Here is a 20,081-nt window from a genome sequence, read left to right as displayed (position 1 = left end):
CCTTTGAAGGAAGTTTTTATAAAAAATGCAACTTATATTCCAAAAAATTAAGTGGTAAAAAATTTATAGTTGCTAAGAAATAAATGATTTGACAAAATAAAAGACCAATAAAAATTCTCAAACAAAAGGAGAACATCATGGACCTTTTAAAAATTAAAAGGGCACTTATTAGCGTAACTGACAAATCTAATTTAGTGGAGTTTGCAAGTTTTTTAATAAAGGGAGGAGTGGAAATTGTATCCACTGGAGGGACCAAAAAAAAATTGGAACAAGCAGGGCTTAAGATAACATCTGTTAGCGATGTTACAAAATTTCCTGAAATATTAAATGGGAGGGTAAAAACCCTTCATCCCCACATCCATGCTGGGGTGTTGGCAGATAAGGACAACAAGGAGCATATTGAAACATTGAATAACTTAAACATAAAACCCTTTGATTTAATATGTGTAAATTTATACAATTTTGAAGGTGCCCTAAAACAAGGGCTCAAGGACAAGGATTTAATTGAGCAGATAGATATTGGTGGTCCTACCCTGCTTCGTGCGGCAGCCAAAAATTATCACAGCATAGCAGTTGTCCCTGATCCATCTTTTTATAAAGAGATAATCAAGGAATTAAAGGATAAAGACTTTTCTGTTTCACTATCTTTAAGAAGAAAAATGGCTGCCAGGACTTTTTGCATAACTGCCAACTACGACAAAATGATCTGTGAGACCCTGTCAGGACAATAACCACGGGGGATTTTCCCCAAAAAACATATTTAGGAGGTGGAACCATAGGATTTAAAATTTATGGAAATGACACAGGACTTCCAAAAAGCTTAATAAAAAGACTGGAAAAGCTCTATCAAAGGAAATATCCACAGGACCTTCCCTACACAAAGGAACAGGCCTGGGAGCTTGCAGAACTCACCTTTGAGACCAAAAGACAGATTGGTCTTTTGATTGACAGAAGGGGCTTAGTACTAAAGGTTATAGTTGGGGATAGTGATAAAATTGTAATACCAGAATTGGGAAGAATCAGGACAAAAACAGGAAGACTTAAAGGTATAAGGCTACTTCATACCCACAGGGGAAGGACCCCCCTCACCCAAGACGATTTAATGGACCTCATTTTTTTGAAATTAGACAGCATAGGTGTTTTAATGGTTGGGGAACATGGTGGCCCAGAAAAATTTCAGTGGGCCCATATAGTTCCAGCTAAAAAGGAAAACAAACCTTATTATTTGTCTCAAATCCTACCATGGGATACTGATAAAATTAATCTCAAGAGCACCATACAGGCAATAGAAGAAGAGCTCTCAAGAAACATAGCTAATGGAATTTCTTCAAAAAAAAGGGAAAGGGCCCTTTTGGTTAGTGTAGACACATCCCCCAAAGATATCCAGGAAAAATCCTTAAAAGAATTGTCTGAGCTGGCAAAAACAGCTGGTGTGGAGATTTGTGGACATCTAATACAACGTGTTAACTCCATTAATCCCCAGTATATTCTTGGTAAGGGAAAACTGGCTGAGCTTGAGGTATTATGTCTTCAAACAGATGCCAATGTATTAATATTTGATAGGGAACTAACCCCATCACAGATTAATAATCTGGCTAAATTAACTGACAGAAAGATAATAGACAGGACTCAACTTATCCTGGACATCTTTGCACAACACGCAAAGAGCAAAGCCGGTAAATTTCAGGTGGAGCTGGCACAATTAGAATACACTTTACCCAGGTTGGTTGGTAAAAATAGGGCCATGAGCAGACTTACCGGTGGAATTGGAGGAAGAGGACCTGGGGAGACCAAACTTGAGATGGATAGGAGAAGGATCCGGGAGAAAAAGACCAAGTTAAAAAAGGAACTGGAAAAAATAAAGAGCCAAAGGGCCCACAAGAGGCTTAGGAGACAAAAGGCAGGGCTCCCAATTGTTTCTTTGGTTGGCTATACAAATGTTGGGAAGTCAACACTTTTAAATGTCCTTACCAAGAGTGACATATATACTGCTGATAAATTGTTTGCCACATTGGACCCAACATCTAGAAGGATTCGTTTTCCAAATGAACGGGAAGTCATCATAACAGATACTGTTGGATTTGTGCGGTACATGCCCCAAAAACTCAAAGAAGCATTCATGGCCACCCTAGAAGAACTTCATATGGCAGATATAATTCTCCATGTAGCAGATGCATCCCATGAAAATGTTGAAGAGCAAATAATGGCTGTAAGAGAAATATTAATGGAAATGAATTTAATAGATATTCCAGAAATACTTGTATTAAACAAAATAGACAAAATAGATTATGAGAAAAAAGTAAGATTACAAAATATGTTCCCACATGGCGTTTTTATCTCTGCCATTGAAAAAGAAAATCTGGACATGTTAGTTCAGACAATCCTGAGAACACTACCTACAAGGCAAAATTTTATAGACAATGAATCAAAATATTGCGAAAAAGAGGATCATATATTGACATGAACAAGTTAAATCCCTTAATATCCAAAATAAGGTCGTTGAAAGAATTTATGGAAATAAAAAAAAGCTCTTTACAAAACAAACGTGTTGTATTCACCAATGGATGTTTTGACATATTGCATAGGGGGCACATTGAATACCTACAGCTTGCAAAAACATTTGGAGACATCCTGGTTGTGGGACTAAATAGTGATGATTCGGTTAAAAAATTAAAGGGGGAAAACAGGCCCATTAACAGTGAAATGGATAGGGCAATTTGTCTAGCAGCTTTAGAATCTGTAAATTATGTTATCCTCTTCAATGAAGAAACCCCTTATGACCTTATAAAATGTATAAGGCCTCATGTATTAATAAAGGGTGGCGATTGGAAAGAAAGTGAAATTGTTGGGTACGACATTGTTACAACCTATGGTGGGAAAGTAATAAGCGCTCATTTTTTGTCGGGATATTCCACAAGCAAAATTATACAACGTATAATTAATAGATATTGCAAGAATTAAAAATTGGTCAAAAAGGGGGATTTATGGAAAAAAAAGAGATAAAAAGAATATTATGTGCAGTAGATTTTGCTGAATATTCAAAGGAATTAGTCAGTTATGCCGTAACACTACAGCAAGCCTTTGATGCAGACTTAGATATTATATACGTTGCTCCTACCCTATCCCAATATGTAGGGTTTCAAATATCACCCAGCTCAATTGAAAATTTTGTGGGGGAGATAATTCAGGGCGCAGAAGAGACCATGGAAAAATTCATTAAAGAGAATTTTGCTGACAACCCTAAAGTTTCTGGGAAGGTAATAACTGGTTATGCTGCAGAAGAAATAATTAATTACTCAAAAGAAAATAATATAGATCTAATTGTTATGGGAACCCATGGGAGAAAGGGGATAGATAGGATTCTCTTTGGATCTGTAGCTGAAAAGGTAGTAAAAAGTTCAAATATTCCAGTATTAACTATTAGACCTAAAAATAAATAGTCTAGGGGCAAATTTCATGGGCTTTTTCCAGTTATCAAAAAAAAAGGTGGGGCTGGGTCTGGATATTGGCAGCAAGTGGATAAAGACTGTGAGGCTCGAAAAAAAGGGACAAAAATTAGAACTGGATAGATTTGGAAGGGCATTTTTAAAGAAAGAGGAACAAGAAGACAAAAATAAATTAAGGGCAAAAATTAAAACCCTTTTAAATTCCCTGTCCCTCAAGGATAAAGAGGTAAGTCTCTCCCTGGCCGGGCACTCTGTAATTATTAAAAGACTAAACCTGCCCAAAATAGAGGAAAAAAAAGAAGACGAGATTGAACAAACAATAAAGAAACATGCAAAAGAACACATCCCCTTTGATATAGAAAATGTATATATGGATTATTTTATAATAAATAATTCAGAGAGTAATGATAGAAATAAAGATTACTTTTTAGTTGCCAGTAAAAAAAATGTAGTAAATGAATTAAAGGACTTTATAGAGGGTTCAAATTTCGTAATAGAAGGAATAGATGTTGAAGGATTTGCCCTGTGCAATTGTTTTGAATACAACTATCCTGAGTTTATTTCTGATACAACATATTTACTGGACATTGGAGGAGTAAACACGATATTTTGCGTTTATTCAAATGGCGCTCCGCTACTTATCAGGGACGTGAGTTTGGGTGGAGACCAATTAACAGATATAGTAAAGCAGGTGACAAATAAGAATTTTTACGAATGTGAAAAGATTAAAATAAATAGATTTAGTGGACTAGATCCAAAAGAAAAAATCTTGGTATATCAAAAGATGGAAGATTTATACCTAACTTGGATCGATGAAATCCAGAAAATGATATATTTTCATCTTTCAAATTATCCAGAAGATAAAGATGTTCAAAATATCTATCTGTCAGGGGGGGGATCTTTAGCACCAAGATTAACAGAAGTAATAGAAGAACACCTGGGAAAAAATGTTAACTTTTTAAATCCATTTAAAAAAATGGACATACCTATTGCAAATTTTGATCTAGAATACGTAAAATCAATTGGTCCACAATTTGCCGTTGCCACTGGCCTGGCCATTAGGAATTTCATATAAAGGGAAAATATAAGGCAGGATATAAATGATAAAAATAAATTTATACCCTTATAAAAAGAGAAGACGGGAATTCTCTATTGAACTTGAATTTGGCATCTATATTTTTGTATTACTGTTAGTAGCCATTTTATTGTTTTTTATAAATACTAATATTAATGCTCACATAGATGAATTGACCAAGATAAAAGCTCAAAAACAAAGTTTACACAGGATATTGATCAGAAAAGTAAAAATAGTAAATAATTACAAAAATCAATTAAAATTATTAAGTCATAAAATAAGAGTAATAAAGGAAATAAGAAAAAATCAAAACATGCCTGTTATATACTTAAATGAATTGGTGAGGAATTTTATCAAAGACAAATTGTGGTTTACTTCTTTAAATCTATCTTCCAGTGGAAATATAGATATATCAGGAGTTGCATTGGATAACCAGGTCCTGGCCCAATACATTAAAAGATTGAGAAGTTCAAAATACACAAAAGAAGTTTACCTCAAGAAATCAGCAAAGAAAAAAATAATGGGTTATGATTTAGTGTCATTTAGTTTTCGAATTCAAACTCAAAAAAATATGGATGAAAGACCCAAATGAAAACAAAAGAGCTAATTGAAAAAATAGAGAAGTATCCAAGAAAATACAGAATAATTGCATTTTTTGTTTTAATTGCCATTATGCTAACAAGTTATTGGTATTTTGTTTTTAAGCCAAAAAATGAACAAATAAACTATCTCATGAGGGATATAGAAAATTTGAACCGTCTAATAGTCATAAATCGTAAAAAAATCTCCAGACTCAAAAAGCTTGAAGTGGAGGTAAAAGACAAGCAGAGGATATTTTATTATGCAAAAAAGCTGCTTCCAGATTCCACTGTGGAAATAGAAAATTTGTTAGCAAATATAGAAACCCTTGGAAACGATGTTGGAGTTGAATTTTTATTGTTTCAACCTGGTCAAGAGGTAGTTGCAGACTTTTATGCAAAAAGACGATTGACTTTGAAGATTATGGGATATTTCCCAAATCTCATGTTGTTCTTTTCCCACATATCCAATCTAAATAGACTTGTAACCCTTGATTCAGTTTCCTTTAGACCTCAAAGAAACCAGATGGTTACTGCAAACTGTAAACTCTATATATACAGATCTTTGACTGAAAAAGAACTCCAGGCAAGACAAAAAAATAAGAGAAAAAGAAGGAAAAGGTAATGTTTAAAAAGGGCCTTATCACCATATTATTAATGATATTTATTACACCATTTTTTCTTGGACAATTAGAAGCATCAGTACAGGGAAATTCCACTAAAGATGAAGAACAAATACCAGATTGGATATATCCAAAACCTTTTAAATACGACTCAAAAAACCTTCCTGATCCCTTTGTGCCTTTTATCAAGGCAAAAAAAACTGGGCAATCCCTCAAAAATAAGGGAGTCAAAAATCTTGGTCCACTACAAAAGATAGATCCAACTCAATTAAGGCTAATTGGTATACTCTATTCAAAGGACAAAAAAATTCCCCCTATGGCCCTTGTGGAGTTGCCAGATAAAAAGGGATATATTTTAAAGGTAGGTACATATGTGGGACAAAACGGAGCATATGTGGAAAGTATTTTGAAAAATCAAGTTATTATATTTGAGCCTATTACCGATATATATGGGACAAAAAATAAAAAAATCGTATTGAAATTACATAAGAAAGAGGGAGAGTAGAAATGAAAAAAATCTTAATTCAAATAGTTGTCCTTATCTTATTAACTTCGCCCTATGCCAACGCAAAAACCTTTAATATTACCAGCAATAGCGGGCAGGACAGGATAAATATTACCCTATTAGATAACCAAACTTTTGATATCCAGTACAAATATCCTCTATTTAAAATAACACTGACACCTGGATTGAAAGAAATAAATAAGCCCAATATCCCTGAAAATAGCGTAATTAAAAAGATAGACTTTATTCATACAGATGGGCAAATTAAATCCATAAACCTTTATTTAAAGGACAAAATCCAATATCTCGTTTCAAGGGATAAGGGTATATTGAATTTACTTTTTGTAAAAAAGAAGATTGAAAACAAAAAAATTATCCTTCAAGATATAAAATTTACTAAAGATGAAGAAAATAATCTATATATTAAATTAAAATTCCATGGAAAGGTAAATTATACACTAGAAACGAAAGATAATAATTCATTAGATATATTGCTGCCAACGACCTGGATCCCCCAGTCTATGGTAAAGATATACGACTTAGTAGAATTTAAATCCAGTGTTAAAAACATATTTGTAGAAAATACACCAAATGGAGGAGTTATCCATCTGACCTTTTTCCATAGACAGCCACTAAACATTTCAACTACTACAGAATATTTTCAAATAGTCGTACCGCCACTAAAAACAGCATATGCAGAAGTTAAGCAAAACAAACAAAATAATACATTTCAAAATAGTACCACTGAAGAAGAAAATTCCACCTTACTTCCTGGAATGAAAAAAAAATATACTGGACATCTAATATCAATAGATCTGCAGGATGCAGATATAAAACATGTCCTAAGATTACTTGCTAGTGTTGGTGGATTTAATATAATTTTTGATGAAAAGGTAAAAGGAACTATTACATTACAACTAAAAAATGTGCCGTGGGATCAGGTGTTGGATTTAGTGCTACTGCAAAAAAATCTTGGTATGGTAAAACAGGGAAACATCATTAGAATTGCACCCATATCAAAAATACAGCAAGAACAGGAAATCGCCAGAAGAACCATGGAGCAAAAAAAGCAATTAGAGCCACTTATTACCCGTTATTTAAAGGTAAATTACACAACCGCAGCAGAGGTCTCTCCAAAATTGGAAAAATTTCTAACAAAACGGGGAACAATAAGCTACGACACTCGCACAAATCAATTGATTATATCAGATACAAAAGAGGCTGTGGACAAGGTTCAAAGGGTGCTCAAGAAATTAGATCGACCTGAGAGACAGGTCCTAATAGAGGCCAGGGTGGTATATGCAACAGAGTCCTTTCAAAGGGGACTTGGTATCAAGTGGGGAGGAGGTTTTAAAAAATCAGGGGCAACAAGTCCAAAATTTGACCTAGGTATTTATGGCACGGAAGGTGACACTACTGCCTCTTCAGCAGTATCGCCTAGCGGTTTTGCAATTAATCTCCCCAATATTGCTGGAACTACCCTGGGAATTGGAGGATACATCTCCAAAATCGCAGGCTCTGATTTCTTTACCCTGGACGCCCAATTATCCCTTGGAGAAAGTGAGGGGAAGGTGAATACCATCTCATCCCCAAGAATAATTACTTTAAATAACCACCAGGCAGAAGTTATGCAAGGAACTAAAATTGCCACAAAGACCGAATCAGAAAGTGGTGGTACAACCACACAATATCAAGACGCAGTCCTCAAACTCTCGGTACTACCTCAAATTACGCCTGACAATAATCTAATTTTAGATATAACCATATCTGACGACAGTCCTGTTGGCGGAGGAGAAGACATCGAGACTAAGTCCGCAAAGACAAAACTCATGGTCAAGGATGGGGAGACAATCGTAATTGGCGGGGTGCAGAGGGTAAGCGAGTCTAGAGAACAAGATCGTGTGCCTGGTTTGTCAAAAATTCCTATAATTGGAAATATATTTAAAAATAGATATAAGAGTCATGAAAAAAGGGAGTTATTAATCTTTATTAGGCCAAAAATCCTGAAAAACTAAGATGGAGAAGATAGTAAGGTTCTGTCATAGACCAGGGAGACATTGTGGCAGCAGTGCCCTGAGAGACCTGATGGAATTTCACGGGGTATGTCTAAGTGAGCCCATGTGCTTTGGTATTGGTCAAGGTTTGGGTATCTGGTATTTAAAAGACATTCCAGATGCTCCTACTGTTTTATTCCACGGTAGATGTTACTCAATTGAGTCTAATTTTTTTAAAAACCTTAAAATTCCATTTGCCTGGGAACAATTTGAACACCCCCAGGATTCCACCAAGGCACTTATAAAAAAAATAGACAAAAACGTGCCAATTTTGATTCAAACTGACATCTATTATCTTCCCTATTTTAATTCATCAACACATTTTCCAGGGCACGCAGTGGTTGTGTGGGGATATGATGATAGCGAAATGATATTTTTCTTATCAGATACAGAAAAAAAGGATTTACTTAAAGTGGGCTTTAAAGACCTTCAACATGCAATGTTTTTTAAAGGCTTTTTCAATGGTAAGGGAAACCAATTTGGCCCAGAACAAATTGTTATTGGAGAGGATATAAAAGAAGCAATAAAAAATTCCATGTATAATAATAGTTATGAAATACTTAACAACAAATCACCATACAGTGGTATAAGTGCCCTTGATACCTGGATCCAAGAATATAAGGAGTGGGCAGACTATGAAGACTGGAGGTGGTGTGCAAGATTTACCTATCAAATTATAGAGAAAAGAGGCACAGGTGGTGGAGCATTTAGGCTTATGTATTCTGAATTTTTAGATGAGGTATCTTCTTATTTTCCCGAAATAAAAGAAAAAGGATTGCCCAAATTAATGGCAAAAATCGGAAATAAGTGGCGTGAGTTGGCATACTTATTAAAGGAAGTCTCTGAAAAAAGGAGACCTTCTTTTGAAGGCCTTGGACCACACTTATGTGAAATAAGGGACCTTGAGTACAACTATCATTTACAGGTGGTTAAATTGTTTCACTAAAAAATTTTAAAACCACTATATCATTTAAAATGTCTTGGATAAGATATGAAAATTCTTCCCAATCAAACAATTTCTGAAGAGTTTTATCAAGTGACTGTACCTGTGCTTGAAAGTTTTCCTAAGTTTAGACCTCCTATTAACCTATATTATTTTAATGAAAAAGTTAATGACCTCCAGTTATACGCAAAAAAAGGGGATAGGCTTTCAAAAGAAAAACAGGAAGAGCTATTTACCTTGTGCAAAAGAGGGAATATCTTTGTGGCAAGATCGGACTTCCCAATATATTCTAAACACATTAGCAAACAGTTAGATCTAATTCTACAGGACACAAACTTACGTGAACCAGAGGTGGCAGAGATCCTATGGAGGGGTATTCCTGAAAACCTTAAACTCTTTTATCTCCAGCCGGTTAAACTTATTCTTGAAAACATATTACCAAATTTAATGGTGGTTGCTCAGTACCTTAAAAATGACCCTCACAAGGTGGTGAGACTAATTAGTAGGGTCAGGCCTTCAGATAAGTTGTGGATACAGGCAACAAATGTGTTATTTGTAGGTCTTGGTGCTTATCTTAGAAGCTATGAAGGGGAAATTGAGGATAAAATTTTATATTCTCTTGTTGTAGGGCTACCCATGGTGTACATAGGTAAAACAAAGTTACCTCCCCACTTAATAAATAAAAAAAATCTCTCCAGGGATGAAGAGATACAATACAAACAATACCCTTTAATTGGGGCAAAGATATTAAATAACCATGGAATAAAAAAGAAAATTTCCCTCCAATGTGTCTTGGAGCATTGTGAACGTCTAGATGGTTCTGGTTTTCCCCAGGGACTATCTGGAAATGATCTCAGTCTTGGTGGCAGGATTGCAGCAATTGGTTCTGCTTTCAACGAAATTCTATGCTCCCTCAAAAAGATTAATAGTGACACAATAAAGAAAATAGTACAATATCTCTCTCAGCAATCTGAAAAATTTGACTCAAAACTAGTAAATGGACTCCTCACTATAATTGTAAGGCTTTAATTTTAATCGAAATCCGCAAGAAGGCTCCCAACATGTAATCTACTGCCCAGGGAATACTGGTTAAAATCCATCCTTATGCGCCAAACAGCCTGTTGCAGGTGATCAGAGGCAATGCCATTTTTCAGGGCAGTATATGCCTCTATAAATGCGGCCATATTATCACATACCTTTAAGGTTTCACCGTCCTTTGGATCATACACATCGTGGTTATATCTTTCATACAACATGTCCCAGGTAACTTCCTTGGTCTCGTTATTTATGCGAATTACCGGTAAAAACTCTGAACCTACCTCAATTCCAAGTAAATACCTGAGCTCCTCTGCAACAAATTTATACCCACCACCCTCAAGAACTTTAAATATTCGTCTCTCCAACTCTGTTGTTTCATATTCCTTAATAAAATCCCCAATTTTTCTAACGGATCTCTTTACAGGGGATATTATGTCCCGTGTCAAAAGCTCTGGAAGATCATGAAACAACCCACTAAAAAAATTATTTATGGCCATAGACCTACATCCACCCATGGAGAGTGTAAAAAAATAGGCATAACATGCCACAATAAACATGTGTCCCAGCACTGAGGTCTCAGGTATCCTGGGTGTCTGAGACCACCTTTTTTGAAATCGGAGTTGTCCACATTGGAATATAAAATTTTTTAAGGGCGATGGACCCTCATCTATTATTTCATCCACCCCATTGACATGTGCTAAACCCTTTAATTGGGAAATAAAATTTTTATCTATCTCATCTATTTCCTCATCCCATTTATTTAAATCCTTAAGTAGGTTGAATTCCCATTGGCTGGCACAAAGATGTGCACTTAAGAGAATATCTTTAGCAAGGGTTTTTTTATCTTCCAGAAAATAAGACTTAAACTTATTCCAAAAATCTTCGCCAATGGGTCTTAGTTTTGGATCCAAGTTTTCAAACACCCAATCTGTAAGTTGTTTGTAATGAACTGGATTTGACTTTATCTTATAAAATATTGGAGGCTTTATATCTGTAATAATTAGCCTATATAGATATTCGAATATCCCGCCTTCAATTACCAAAAGGGCCAATTCCCTCTTTTCCTCATTGGACATAGTTTTGGAATTTAAACAAAAAAGTACCCAGGCAATAATCATTTTATGGGCCTGTTTGTCCACTTCCCATAGTTCAAATGGCCTTAATTTGTCATTCCACCTCCGCATAAATGATCCAGAAAAAATAAGTTGTAAAAGGCTTTTTCTTATAGTAGACATGCACTTACTCCTTATTTTTTTTATTATCTCTCTTTAACACACATAAATAATTGAACATAAAAAAGTCAATTCAATTATCCCTTGACAAGGAATTTCTATGGGGCTATAGATACTTTTTCTGTTCAAGAGCAACACAATATAGAATAGAAAATCAAACGAGGAGCCCAAGATGAGTCAATTTAAAACCTACAGTCTTCCAAGGGAAAAAGCTCTAGACCAAAGAAAGTGGTATGTGATTGATGCTTCAGGTCAGGTTTTGGGTAGACTGGCAACAAAGATAGCTGTCAGGCTTAGGGGGAAACATAAACCAGACTATACCCCCCATGTGGACAATGGAGACTTTATAATTGTTATTAACGCAGACAAGGTTAAGGTCACAGGTAGAAAGCTAGAGCAAAAAAAATATTATCACCACTCTGGTTATCCAGGGGGGATTAAAGAAATCACCTTACAAAAGTTATTGCAAAAAAAGCCTGAAAGGGTAATTTACAATGCAGTAAAAGGGATGTTACCAAAAAACAGGTTGGCGAGAAAGCAATTAAAAAAATTAAAGATTTATCCAGGTCCAAATCATCCCCATGGAGCACAAAATCCCACTGTATTGGACTAAAAACAATTAAATTGGAGAATGACATATGAGCCAAGACTTTTTCTATGGTACAGGGAAGAGGAAAACAGCAATTGCTCGAACAAGATTATATCCTGGCACAGGAAAGATAGAGGTCAACGGAAGGCCAGTTGAAGAGTATTTTCCAAGGGAAACCCTGAGAATGATAATCAATCAACCACTTAAGCTTTTAAATTTAGAAGGAAAATTTGATATAAAGGTAAATGTTATAGGTGGTGGAATATCTGGCCAGGCAGAGGCAATTAGACATGGAATTAGCAGGGCATTGATGGAATATGATCCAGAGCTGAGAAGACCTCTAAAATCAGCAGGCTTTATAACTAGAGATGCCAGAGTAAAAGAGAGAAAAAAATACGGTCAACCAAAGGCCAGGAAAAAATTCCAGTTTTCAAAACGTTAATGCTGTTTTCTTGTACAGAAAAATTATATGTTCAAAAAAGGGAGTCCAGGGGCTCCCTTTTATTTATATTTTCCCGCCACCATTAGACATTTTCAAAAATGGACAATAAAATCCAACCAAGGCTTCTGTATGCCGACTCAAATGGCAACATATATGATGACCCACATCTCTTAATGGTATGTAAAAGGGGTGTGGAATTGGCATTGCCAAGACCAAACGAACTAATTCCCCTTCCCCCAGAATCAAATATATTTTTTCTCCCAGATAGATATGCTATGGGTCTTGACCCTGATACAGGGGATGTGGAGGTAACTGACAGATTTGCTGTGTCTGCATTTGTATGTCCAGGATACACCTTAACTGGAGTTTGTGCATACAAAAAGCAAGAAGATGCATGGCCACTTCCCTTATTTGCATATGGTGCTGTTGGTTTTTGCAATGGAAGATTTTATGTTTGTGCAAAAAAAGTAGATAACGACAAAAGACAGGTTTTTAAAAACATTCCACAAAAAAAAATAGGCCTTGGGGCCAAAAGACTCCTTAAAAAATATCCAGATAACAGGCTCATATCCCACCTTACAAAATGTGCCCTTACTTATTGTTGCCCTGCTGCCAGGAATCTTGCACTGGGAAGGTTTGAAGCCCCTTTGCCTACATCAAGAACATGCAATGCAAGGTGTATTGGGTGCATATCCAAACAACCAGAAGAATCTAAGATCCCTGCAACGCAAGAGAGAATAACCTTCACCCCTACTCCATCTGAAATTTGTGAGGTAATGGAAGAGCATGCATCAAGGGAAAAACAACCTATTTTTTCATTTGGACAGGGATGTGAGGGAGAGCCCTTGACTCAATGGAAGACAATAGAAAAGGCAATTTTCGTGTACAGAAAAAAAGGAGGCAAGGGCACTATAAATATTAACACCAATGGGTCGATAACAGAGTCCATTGAATATCTAAAAAAGGCAGGGCTCTCCTCAATTAGGGTGAGCCTAAACAGCGCAAATGAAACACTGTACCAAAAATACTATAGACCAAGGGGGTTTGGGTTTAAAGACGTGAAATCCACCATTAAGTTGGCCAAATCTTTAGGCCTTTTTGTTTCAATAAACCTACTCTATTTCCCTGGAGTTACAGATACAGAGTCTGAGCTAAATTTCCTTTTAGGCCTAATTGAAGACACCAAACTCGATTTTATACAGTTGAGAAACCTAAATCTAGACCCTGATATCTATTTATCAATTCAAGAAGATCTATCTCCCAGCATGGGACTTTTAAACTTTAAAAAGAGGTTGAAAAAAAATTGTCCATGGATAAGATTTGGATATTTCAATCCCTATATAGGTTAAGATGACCTGTGAAAATTTTAAACAAATTTTTTTCAACCAAAGAAAAATACAATTACCGAAAACTACGCATAATCATAATAAGTCTTTCTTTGCTATCTTTACTACTCTCTATAATTGGAAGTGGACTATATTACCTTAAACTTCGCTCCTCCCTTATAAAAGAAGTTAAAAATCAGTGTATTACTGCAATAAATAATGTAAACAAAGACATCTCTCTTTTTTTCAACCAATACAGACATGCATCACAAGTCCTAGCAAACCTAAGTGAAATTAAAAACTGTGTAAAAAGTCCAACAAAAAACAATCTAAATAATGTTAATAAGGTATTGGATGTATTTTCCCTCTATTTCAACATAGACGTCTGTTATATCATGGACAAAAAGGGAATCACCATTGCCTCTAGCAATAGAAATTCACCAAGTTCTTTTGTTGGTAAAAATTTTTCCTTTAGACCATATTTTAAAAATGCAATTTTGGGCAATCCAACAACCTACCCTGCCCTGGGAACAACATCCAAAAAAAGGGGAATCTATTTTTCATATCCAGTGTATCTTGATGGAGGTAAAAAACCATCTGGGGTAGTGATAATAAAGGCATCTGTTGATTTTCTGGAATCAAGGTTTTTGTCAAAATTCCCTGGCATCTTTTTCTTCGTTAATCCCGATGGAATCATATTTATTTCCAACAAAAAAGAATGGATATTTTTTACCACCCACTACTTAGACAACAACACCATATATAAAATCAAAAAAACTCGCCAAATGGGCAATGGACCCTGGCTCTATAGTGGATTTAGATTTAAAAAAGACATAGCCTTTGATGTCTCTGGCAACAAATATCTGGTCTTTGAGAGGGCCGCTGACTTTTTCCCAGGATGGAGGCTTATCTATCTATTAGATGAAAGACAGATCTTAAATATGGTCCACAAACCAATCCTCCAGGTGGCAGGACCTTTTATTGTTATGATACTCATTATAATTGCTGTTTTGGTATACGTCCTTGCCCATGTAGCCCAAAAGGAACTCAGGGAAAGGGAAAATATTGAAAAAAAACTCAGGGAAAGCGAAGAAAAATACCGGTCTATTTATAACAATACACCTGCCATGCTCCACTCAATTGATAGGGAATATAGACTACTTAGGGTAAGTGACTACTGGCTGGATTTAACAGGATACACCAGAGACGAGGTAATTGGGAAAAAACTCACATCCTTTTTTACAGAAGAGTCCAGGAAGCTGGCAGAAGAGAAAATCCTCCCCAATTTTTTCAAAATTGGAAAGGCAAAAAACATTCACTATCAGTTTGTCAAGAAAAATGGTGAAGTAATGGATATATTGCTCTCGTGTTACGGGATCAAAGATAATAAAAATAAAGTGATTGAGACACTGGCAATATCTGTTGATGTTACAGAACGGCTTAAAGAACAACGGGAGCTAAGGGAGACCAAGAAAAAACTAAGTGCCTATTCAAAGAAATTGGAAAAACTGGTAAGACAAAGGACCCAGGAGATTTCATCCATCTTAAAATATTCCCCTTCAATGATCTATCTAAAAAATTCAAAACTGGAATTTAAGCTGGTAAACCCAGGATTTGAACGCTTTTTCAATACATCCAATAACCAACTAGTGGGCATAAGGGGATCACTTATTTCAGACAACCCAATTTTCATGGACTTTGAAGCAAAAGACAAAGAAGTATTAGAAACCAAAAAACCCCTTAAAACAAAAGAAATCATAGAAAAGGATGGCAAGTCTTATACATTTTTCACAATGAGATTCCCCATATTTACAGAGGGAAATCAAGTTCAGGGGATATGTGCCATCTCAACGGATATTACTGAACTTGAAAGGACCCAGAAAAAATTAAAAGAACTATCAAGGAACATAATTAAAAACCAGGAAATGGAAAGGGAAAGGATATCAAAAGAATTACACGATGAATTGGGACAGATCTTGACTGTGCTAAATATGGATGTTTCATGGCTCAAGAGGAAACTAGGTGAAGAAAGTGAGTATAAAAAGAGAATAGCTGGTATGCAGGATTTGATTAACAAGACCATAGATGAAGTAAGGAGCCTTGCCTTTCAACTTAGACCTGGTTCCATTGACCATCTTGGTTTAGAGGAGTCCGTTGAATCCCTCATTTCAGACTTTGAAAAAAGAACTAATATAATCTATACTTACAAAAAAAATCACATTCCACATTTAGATAGTGTTAAGGCCATTGCCATATACAGGATAGCCCAAGAAGCCATTACAAATGCAGTGAGACATGCAAGAGCTAATAAAATTTCAGTAATATTAAAGGCCAAAAATGGCAATGTAATTTTAAAAGTTGGGGATGATGGGATTGGTTTTGATATAAACCAGAAAAGAGAAAAGGGAACCAGCTTTGGACTTATGGGAATGCAGGAGAGGGCTGAGCTTATTGGGGGTGAAATAATAATAAAATCCAAGGCCAGTTGGGGAACAAAAGTCATTGGAATTTTCCCAGTATAAAAACCAGGTGTCAGATGGACAGAAACTGTTATAGAAACTGACAGAAGATACATCTTTAGTAAAAAAAGTGAAGAAAAAATGGACAACAAGATAAAGATACTTATAGCTGATGATCATCTAATAGTCATCGAAGGATTAAAAAGGATTATAGATGAATGTGATGACATGGAGGTTATAGGCCATGCACTGGATGGGAAAAAGGCTGTGGAATTGGCCTTACAACTAAAACCCAATATATTGATATTGGATATAACCATGCCAGGATATGATGGTCTAGAAGTAATAAACATATTAAAGGAACAAGCACCTGAAATTTCAGTACTTGTACTTACAATGCACGAAGAAGAACAGTATATATTCAGGACAATTGAGGCTGGGGCCATGGGCTATCTCACTAAAAAAAGTGTTGCAGATGAGTTGGTATCTGCCATTAGACGAATATATTCTGGAAAGAGGTACCTTCCTGGAGATGTGGCAGAAATTATAGCATTGAAGATATCTAAGGGAACGGGATCGTCCCCACTAGATATTTTATCCACAAGAGAGCTTCAGGTGTTAAAGAGAATAGCCCAAGGTCAAACAAACAAGGAAATTGCCAGGGCCTATAATCTAAGTGTCAAGACAATAGACACCTATAGACACAGGATCCTGAAAAAACTAAATCTAAGAAATAATGCCGATATATCCAGATTTGCAATGCAACACAAACTAATATAACCCACCTCTACCCATCCATTGTGTAAGAAAATTTCTTACAGATAAATACAAAATATTCCACTTTCATTTTTCTCAAAAAAATGTAGTTTATCTCCAAAATAGCGATATATATAAATAGTTAAGTTTTAGGAGCATAACAATGTTTAAAAAACTGGACCAAGCTATTTCTGTATTTAGCATCACTGTAATGACCATTTGTATGTCTGTTGCCACTATTGTAGCCTTTATCAACGTCATTTTAAGGTATGCCTTTGGCGCTTCCCTTTCCTGGGCTGGGGCGCTCACTTCTTATCTTTTTATATGGTCAGCACTATTTGGAGCAGCTTATGGTTTTAGGACCGGGATGCACATTGGGGTCACATTTTTGATCCAGAGTATTCCTCCCAAATTTGGTAAATGGCTCCTCTGCTTCAACCTCGTGATTATTCTGATATTTTTAACGTGTTTCACCAAATGGGGAATTGATTTCATTAAATTTAGTATCAACTTAAAACAAATAGATATTGATCTTAGAATCCCCTTTTGGATCATCTATCTCTGTGTACCAATCTCCCTGATAATCTCCACATATCAGGTTTTATATAAATTAGTTATAACCCTTAAAACCCCTGTTCATGAATTTGAATATGACAGAATAATGAAAGAAGAATAAGGAGAAAATCCATGGAAGCTGCTGTACTTTTTGGACTTTTGTTTTTCTTTCTTATAATTGGGATACCTATTGCAGTTGCCCTGGGAATGTCCACTATTATTTGCATACTCGCATTTACTTATGACCCACCAATGTTAGTTGCCCAAAAGCTCTTTGGCTCAATTGACAAATATGCACTTATGGCCATTCCCTTATTTGTATTAATGGGAAATTTCTTGTCACATGGAGGGACAGCAAAGAGGATAATAAGGTTCGCACGCTCATTGGTTGGCCATCTCCCCGGTGGACTGCCAATGTCAGCTATCTTTGCATGTGTTATTTTTGCTGCAGTAAGTGGCTCATCTCCAGCCACAGTTGCTGCAATAGGATCCCTTATGATGGGGTCAATAAAAGAAGACGGTTATAGTGAACCCTTTTCTGTGGGATCAATAGCATGTGCAGGCTCCCTTGGAATATTAATGCCCCCGTCAATTGTACTCATAGTGTATGGAGTGACTGTGGATCAATCCATTGGGGAGCTATTTATGGCAGGGGTTATTCCTGCTATATTCTTAGGTGGAATGCTCATGTTGGTCACATACATTGCAGCCAGAAAAAGTGGAAGGAGAAAGACCAAAATGGCTCCTTTAAAGGAGATATGGAGTTCATTTAAAGAAGCTATCTGGGGACTTATGGTAATAATTATAGTGATTGGAGGGATATATGGAGGCCTTTTTACCCCTACTGAAGCCGCAGCTGTATCTGCTGTATATGCATTTTTTGTATCAACATTTATATATAAAGATCTAACATGGAAAGATATTCCCCAGGTAATAAAGTCATCTGCTACAACTGCTGCAATGATCATGTTCATAATTGCCAATGCCATGATCTTTGCTTACTTTTTAACTACCCAACAAATACCTCAAGATTTGACAAATTGGATAATTAGCTTAAATTTAAATAAATACTATTTCTTGGTGTTTGTTAATGTCTTATTACTACTGGGTGGGAACTTCATGGAGCCCACTTCCCTTATTATGATACTTGCTCCTTTGATCTTTCCCATAGCCGTTAAATTGGGAATTGACCCAATCCACCTTGGAGTTGTAATAACAGTAAATATGGAAATTGGAATGCTGACTCCACCTGTGGGACTCAATCTCTTTGTGGCCAGCGGTATTTCTGGTCTTTCACTCCAAGAGACCATAAAGGCCTCAATGCCCTGGTTTTTTGCCCTGTTAATTGGCCTTATTATAGTTACTTATGTTCCACAGATATCCCTATTTTTGCCCCATTTGATATATGGTAACTAGTATATTTTAATAATAAACATCAAAACATTAGGAGGATGGTAACATGATTAAAAAAACTTTACTAACTCTAACCTTGTGCCTGGTTGCACTGTGCCTTATGACTGGTTATGGTATGGCCAGATCATATGTGATCAAATTCTCACACGTAGTAGCTGTTGATACCCCAAAGGGTCAGGCTGCTGAGTATTTTAAAAAAATAGTAGAAGAACGCACCAAAGGAAAAGTTAAAGTACAGGTTTATCCCAATGCAGTACTCTATGGAGATAGGGAAGCAGTTGAGGCACTTAAGATGAATGCCATCCAAATGGCCTGTCCTAGCTTTTCCAAGTTCACTGGATTTGTTCCAGAACTCCAAATATTTGACCTGCCATTCTTGTTCAAGGATAGAAAGCACTTAAAAAAATTTATGAAAAGCAAGGTAGGTCAAGAACTCTTAAATAGCGTGTCAAAGATAGGCCTTGTAGGTCTGGCCTTTTGGGACAATGGATTTAAACAGCTAACTCTAAAAGATCATCCAATAAGACTTCCACAAGACATTAAAGGTAAAAAATTCAGGATAATGTCATCAAAGGTATTGGAAGCTCAATTTAAAGCAGTTGGCGCCAGCCCACAGGTGCTACCATTTTCTGAAGTATACAGCGCACTGCAGCAAGGGGTTGTTGATGGTCAGGAAAACACTATTTCTAATATCTATACCAAAAAATTCTATGAAGTTCAAAAGTATATGACAATCTCAAACCATGGATATCTTGGATATCTCCTGGTCACCAACCAAATTTTCTGGAACAGCTTACCAAAGGATTTGAAAAAAATAGTCAAAAAGTGTGTAGATGATGCCACAGAAAAGAATTGGGAATTAGCAGCTCAATTAGAAAAAGAACAGCTAAAGAAGATTGAAGAATCTGGTAAAGTAAAAATACATTACTTGACGCCAGAAGAAAGAAAGGTATGGGAAGATGCCATGAGGAAAATCTATCCAGAATTTTATGATGTAATTGGGAAAGATAGGATCAAAAAGGCATTGGAACTTGCTGATTAATAAATA

The 20,081-nt window shown here is 36.0% G+C and carries 20 protein-coding genes; 19 read left to right on the top strand and 1 reads right to left on the bottom strand.

The features are described 5' to 3' along the window. The first annotated feature begins 137 nt into the window (after positions 1-137). The 11 genes from ACYQ0O_RS05025 to ACYQ0O_RS04975 all read left to right on the top strand — a co-directional run bounded on the left by ACYQ0O_RS05025 (position 138) and on the right by ACYQ0O_RS04975 (position 10,253). Positions 138-731, top strand: a complete 594-nt coding sequence (locus tag ACYQ0O_RS05025) for an IMP cyclohydrolase (RefSeq protein WP_459891224.1) — start codon at positions 138-140, stop codon at positions 729-731. Between the two features lie 209 nt (positions 732-940). Further along, on the top strand, positions 941-2,464 hold the full coding sequence (gene hflX, locus ACYQ0O_RS05020) for a GTPase HflX (RefSeq protein WP_459891222.1): 1,524 nt from the start codon (positions 941-943) through the stop codon (positions 2,462-2,464). Continuing rightward, positions 2,461-2,961: a D-glycero-beta-D-manno-heptose 1-phosphate adenylyltransferase gene (gene rfaE2, locus ACYQ0O_RS05015; protein WP_459891220.1), complete on the top strand. Its 501-nt coding sequence runs from the start codon at positions 2,461-2,463 to the stop codon at positions 2,959-2,961. The genes hflX and rfaE2 overlap by 4 nt, the downstream gene beginning before the upstream one ends. Before the next feature lie 23 nt (positions 2,962-2,984). Beyond that, positions 2,985-3,440, top strand: a complete 456-nt coding sequence (locus ACYQ0O_RS05010; RefSeq protein ID WP_075068357.1) for a universal stress protein — start codon at positions 2,985-2,987, stop codon at positions 3,438-3,440. A gap of 16 nt (positions 3,441-3,456) precedes the next feature. Next, complete coding sequence (gene pilM / locus ACYQ0O_RS05005) at positions 3,457-4,521, top strand: type IV pilus assembly protein PilM (protein ID WP_459891218.1); 1,065 nt, start codon at positions 3,457-3,459, stop codon at positions 4,519-4,521. Between the two features lie 25 nt (positions 4,522-4,546). Then, positions 4,547-5,113, top strand: a complete 567-nt coding sequence (locus ACYQ0O_RS05000; protein WP_459891216.1) for a PilN domain-containing protein — start codon at positions 4,547-4,549, stop codon at positions 5,111-5,113. Then, positions 5,110-5,724: a type IV pilus inner membrane component PilO gene (locus ACYQ0O_RS04995; protein ID WP_459891214.1), complete on the top strand. Its 615-nt coding sequence runs from the start codon at positions 5,110-5,112 to the stop codon at positions 5,722-5,724. Before ACYQ0O_RS05000 ends, ACYQ0O_RS04995 begins: the two co-directional genes overlap by 4 nt. Next, positions 5,724-6,227, top strand: a complete 504-nt coding sequence (locus ACYQ0O_RS04990; protein ID WP_459891212.1) for a pilus assembly protein PilP — start codon at positions 5,724-5,726, stop codon at positions 6,225-6,227. The genes ACYQ0O_RS04995 and ACYQ0O_RS04990 overlap by 1 nt, the downstream gene beginning before the upstream one ends. 2 nt (positions 6,228-6,229) lie before the next feature. Continuing rightward, positions 6,230-8,242 (top strand): type IV pilus secretin PilQ, encoded by a 2,013-nt coding sequence (locus tag ACYQ0O_RS04985; RefSeq protein WP_459891210.1) that lies wholly within the window; start codon positions 6,230-6,232, stop codon positions 8,240-8,242. Position 8,243: 1 nt separating this feature from the next. Then, complete coding sequence (locus ACYQ0O_RS04980; RefSeq protein WP_459891209.1) at positions 8,244-9,227, top strand: BtrH N-terminal domain-containing protein; 984 nt, start codon at positions 8,244-8,246, stop codon at positions 9,225-9,227. A gap of 45 nt (positions 9,228-9,272) precedes the next feature. Beyond that, positions 9,273-10,253, top strand: coding sequence for an HD-GYP domain-containing protein (locus tag ACYQ0O_RS04975; RefSeq protein WP_459891207.1), 981 nt, complete (start codon positions 9,273-9,275; stop codon positions 10,251-10,253). A gap of 2 nt (positions 10,254-10,255) precedes the next feature. On the opposite strand, the gene ACYQ0O_RS04970 is transcribed toward ACYQ0O_RS04975, so the two are convergent. Then, a complete protein-coding gene (locus tag ACYQ0O_RS04970; RefSeq protein WP_459891205.1) occupies positions 10,256-11,497 on the bottom strand; it encodes an HD domain-containing protein in 1,242 nt (413 codons plus the stop codon). Positions 11,498-11,666: 169 nt separating this feature from the next. Between ACYQ0O_RS04970 and rplM the strand changes: the two genes are divergently transcribed. The 8 genes from rplM to ACYQ0O_RS04930 all read left to right on the top strand — a co-directional run bounded on the left by rplM (position 11,667) and on the right by ACYQ0O_RS04930 (position 20,075). Continuing rightward, positions 11,667-12,107 carry a 50S ribosomal protein L13 gene (gene rplM / locus ACYQ0O_RS04965; RefSeq protein WP_459891203.1) on the top strand — a complete coding sequence of 147 codons (441 nt, stop codon included), beginning with the start codon at positions 11,667-11,669 and terminating at the stop codon, positions 12,105-12,107. Positions 12,108-12,132: 25 nt separating this feature from the next. Further along, positions 12,133-12,525: a 30S ribosomal protein S9 gene (gene rpsI / locus ACYQ0O_RS04960; protein WP_459891201.1), complete on the top strand. Its 393-nt coding sequence runs from the start codon at positions 12,133-12,135 to the stop codon at positions 12,523-12,525. Between the two features lie 98 nt (positions 12,526-12,623). Beyond that, the gene (locus tag ACYQ0O_RS04955) at positions 12,624-13,874 is read left to right on the top strand and encodes a radical SAM family protein (RefSeq protein ID WP_459891199.1); all 1,251 of its coding nucleotides are present in this window, start codon (positions 12,624-12,626) and stop codon (positions 13,872-13,874) included. A gap of 89 nt (positions 13,875-13,963) precedes the next feature. Then, positions 13,964-16,372: a PAS domain S-box protein gene (locus ACYQ0O_RS04950; RefSeq protein ID WP_459891197.1), complete on the top strand. Its 2,409-nt coding sequence runs from the start codon at positions 13,964-13,966 to the stop codon at positions 16,370-16,372. A 78-nt stretch (positions 16,373-16,450) separates the two neighbouring features. Then, complete coding sequence (locus ACYQ0O_RS04945; RefSeq protein ID WP_459891195.1) at positions 16,451-17,089, top strand: response regulator; 639 nt, start codon at positions 16,451-16,453, stop codon at positions 17,087-17,089. A 139-nt stretch (positions 17,090-17,228) separates the two neighbouring features. Further along, positions 17,229-17,741 (top strand): TRAP transporter small permease, encoded by a 513-nt coding sequence (locus tag ACYQ0O_RS04940; protein WP_459891193.1) that lies wholly within the window; start codon positions 17,229-17,231, stop codon positions 17,739-17,741. An 11-nt stretch (positions 17,742-17,752) separates the two neighbouring features. Continuing rightward, a complete protein-coding gene (locus tag ACYQ0O_RS04935) occupies positions 17,753-19,036 on the top strand; it encodes a TRAP transporter large permease (RefSeq protein WP_459891191.1) in 1,284 nt (427 codons plus the stop codon). Between the two features lie 43 nt (positions 19,037-19,079). Continuing rightward, the gene (locus tag ACYQ0O_RS04930) at positions 19,080-20,075 is read left to right on the top strand and encodes a TRAP transporter substrate-binding protein (RefSeq protein ID WP_459891189.1); all 996 of its coding nucleotides are present in this window, start codon (positions 19,080-19,082) and stop codon (positions 20,073-20,075) included. Positions 20,076-20,081 lie beyond the last annotated feature (6 nt).

The organism is Desulfothermus okinawensis JCM 13304 (genome assembly GCF_054654515.1).
Note: the sequence above shows the minus strand (reverse complement) of the source record. Positions and strands in the feature narration are given on the sequence as shown.

Coding starts and splice junctions, on each gene's coding strand:
- ACYQ0O_RS04995 (WP_459891214.1), top strand. CDS start 5,110: ATGAAAACAAAAGAGCTAATTGAAAAAATAGAGAAGTATCCAAGAAAA.
- ACYQ0O_RS04935 (WP_459891191.1), top strand. CDS start 17,753: ATGGAAGCTGCTGTACTTTTTGGACTTTTGTTTTTCTTTCTTATAATT.
- ACYQ0O_RS04980 (WP_459891209.1), top strand. CDS start 8,244: ATGGAGAAGATAGTAAGGTTCTGTCATAGACCAGGGAGACATTGTGGC.
- rfaE2 (WP_459891220.1), top strand. CDS start 2,461: ATGAACAAGTTAAATCCCTTAATATCCAAAATAAGGTCGTTGAAAGAA.
- ACYQ0O_RS04940 (WP_459891193.1), top strand. CDS start 17,229: ATGTTTAAAAAACTGGACCAAGCTATTTCTGTATTTAGCATCACTGTA.
- ACYQ0O_RS04975 (WP_459891207.1), top strand. CDS start 9,273: ATGAAAATTCTTCCCAATCAAACAATTTCTGAAGAGTTTTATCAAGTG.
- ACYQ0O_RS05000 (WP_459891216.1), top strand. CDS start 4,547: ATGATAAAAATAAATTTATACCCTTATAAAAAGAGAAGACGGGAATTC.
- ACYQ0O_RS05025 (WP_459891224.1), top strand. CDS start 138: ATGGACCTTTTAAAAATTAAAAGGGCACTTATTAGCGTAACTGACAAA.
- ACYQ0O_RS04930 (WP_459891189.1), top strand. CDS start 19,080: ATGATTAAAAAAACTTTACTAACTCTAACCTTGTGCCTGGTTGCACTG.
- ACYQ0O_RS04985 (WP_459891210.1), top strand. CDS start 6,230: ATGAAAAAAATCTTAATTCAAATAGTTGTCCTTATCTTATTAACTTCG.
- pilM (WP_459891218.1), top strand. CDS start 3,457: ATGGGCTTTTTCCAGTTATCAAAAAAAAAGGTGGGGCTGGGTCTGGAT.
- rpsI (WP_459891201.1), top strand. CDS start 12,133: ATGAGCCAAGACTTTTTCTATGGTACAGGGAAGAGGAAAACAGCAATT.
- ACYQ0O_RS04945 (WP_459891195.1), top strand. CDS start 16,451: ATGGACAACAAGATAAAGATACTTATAGCTGATGATCATCTAATAGTC.
- ACYQ0O_RS05010 (WP_075068357.1), top strand. CDS start 2,985: ATGGAAAAAAAAGAGATAAAAAGAATATTATGTGCAGTAGATTTTGCT.
- ACYQ0O_RS04955 (WP_459891199.1), top strand. CDS start 12,624: ATGGACAATAAAATCCAACCAAGGCTTCTGTATGCCGACTCAAATGGC.
- rplM (WP_459891203.1), top strand. CDS start 11,667: ATGAGTCAATTTAAAACCTACAGTCTTCCAAGGGAAAAAGCTCTAGAC.
- ACYQ0O_RS04970 (WP_459891205.1), bottom strand. CDS start 11,497: ATGTCTACTATAAGAAAAAGCCTTTTACAACTTATTTTTTCTGGATCA.
- ACYQ0O_RS04990 (WP_459891212.1), top strand. CDS start 5,724: ATGTTTAAAAAGGGCCTTATCACCATATTATTAATGATATTTATTACA.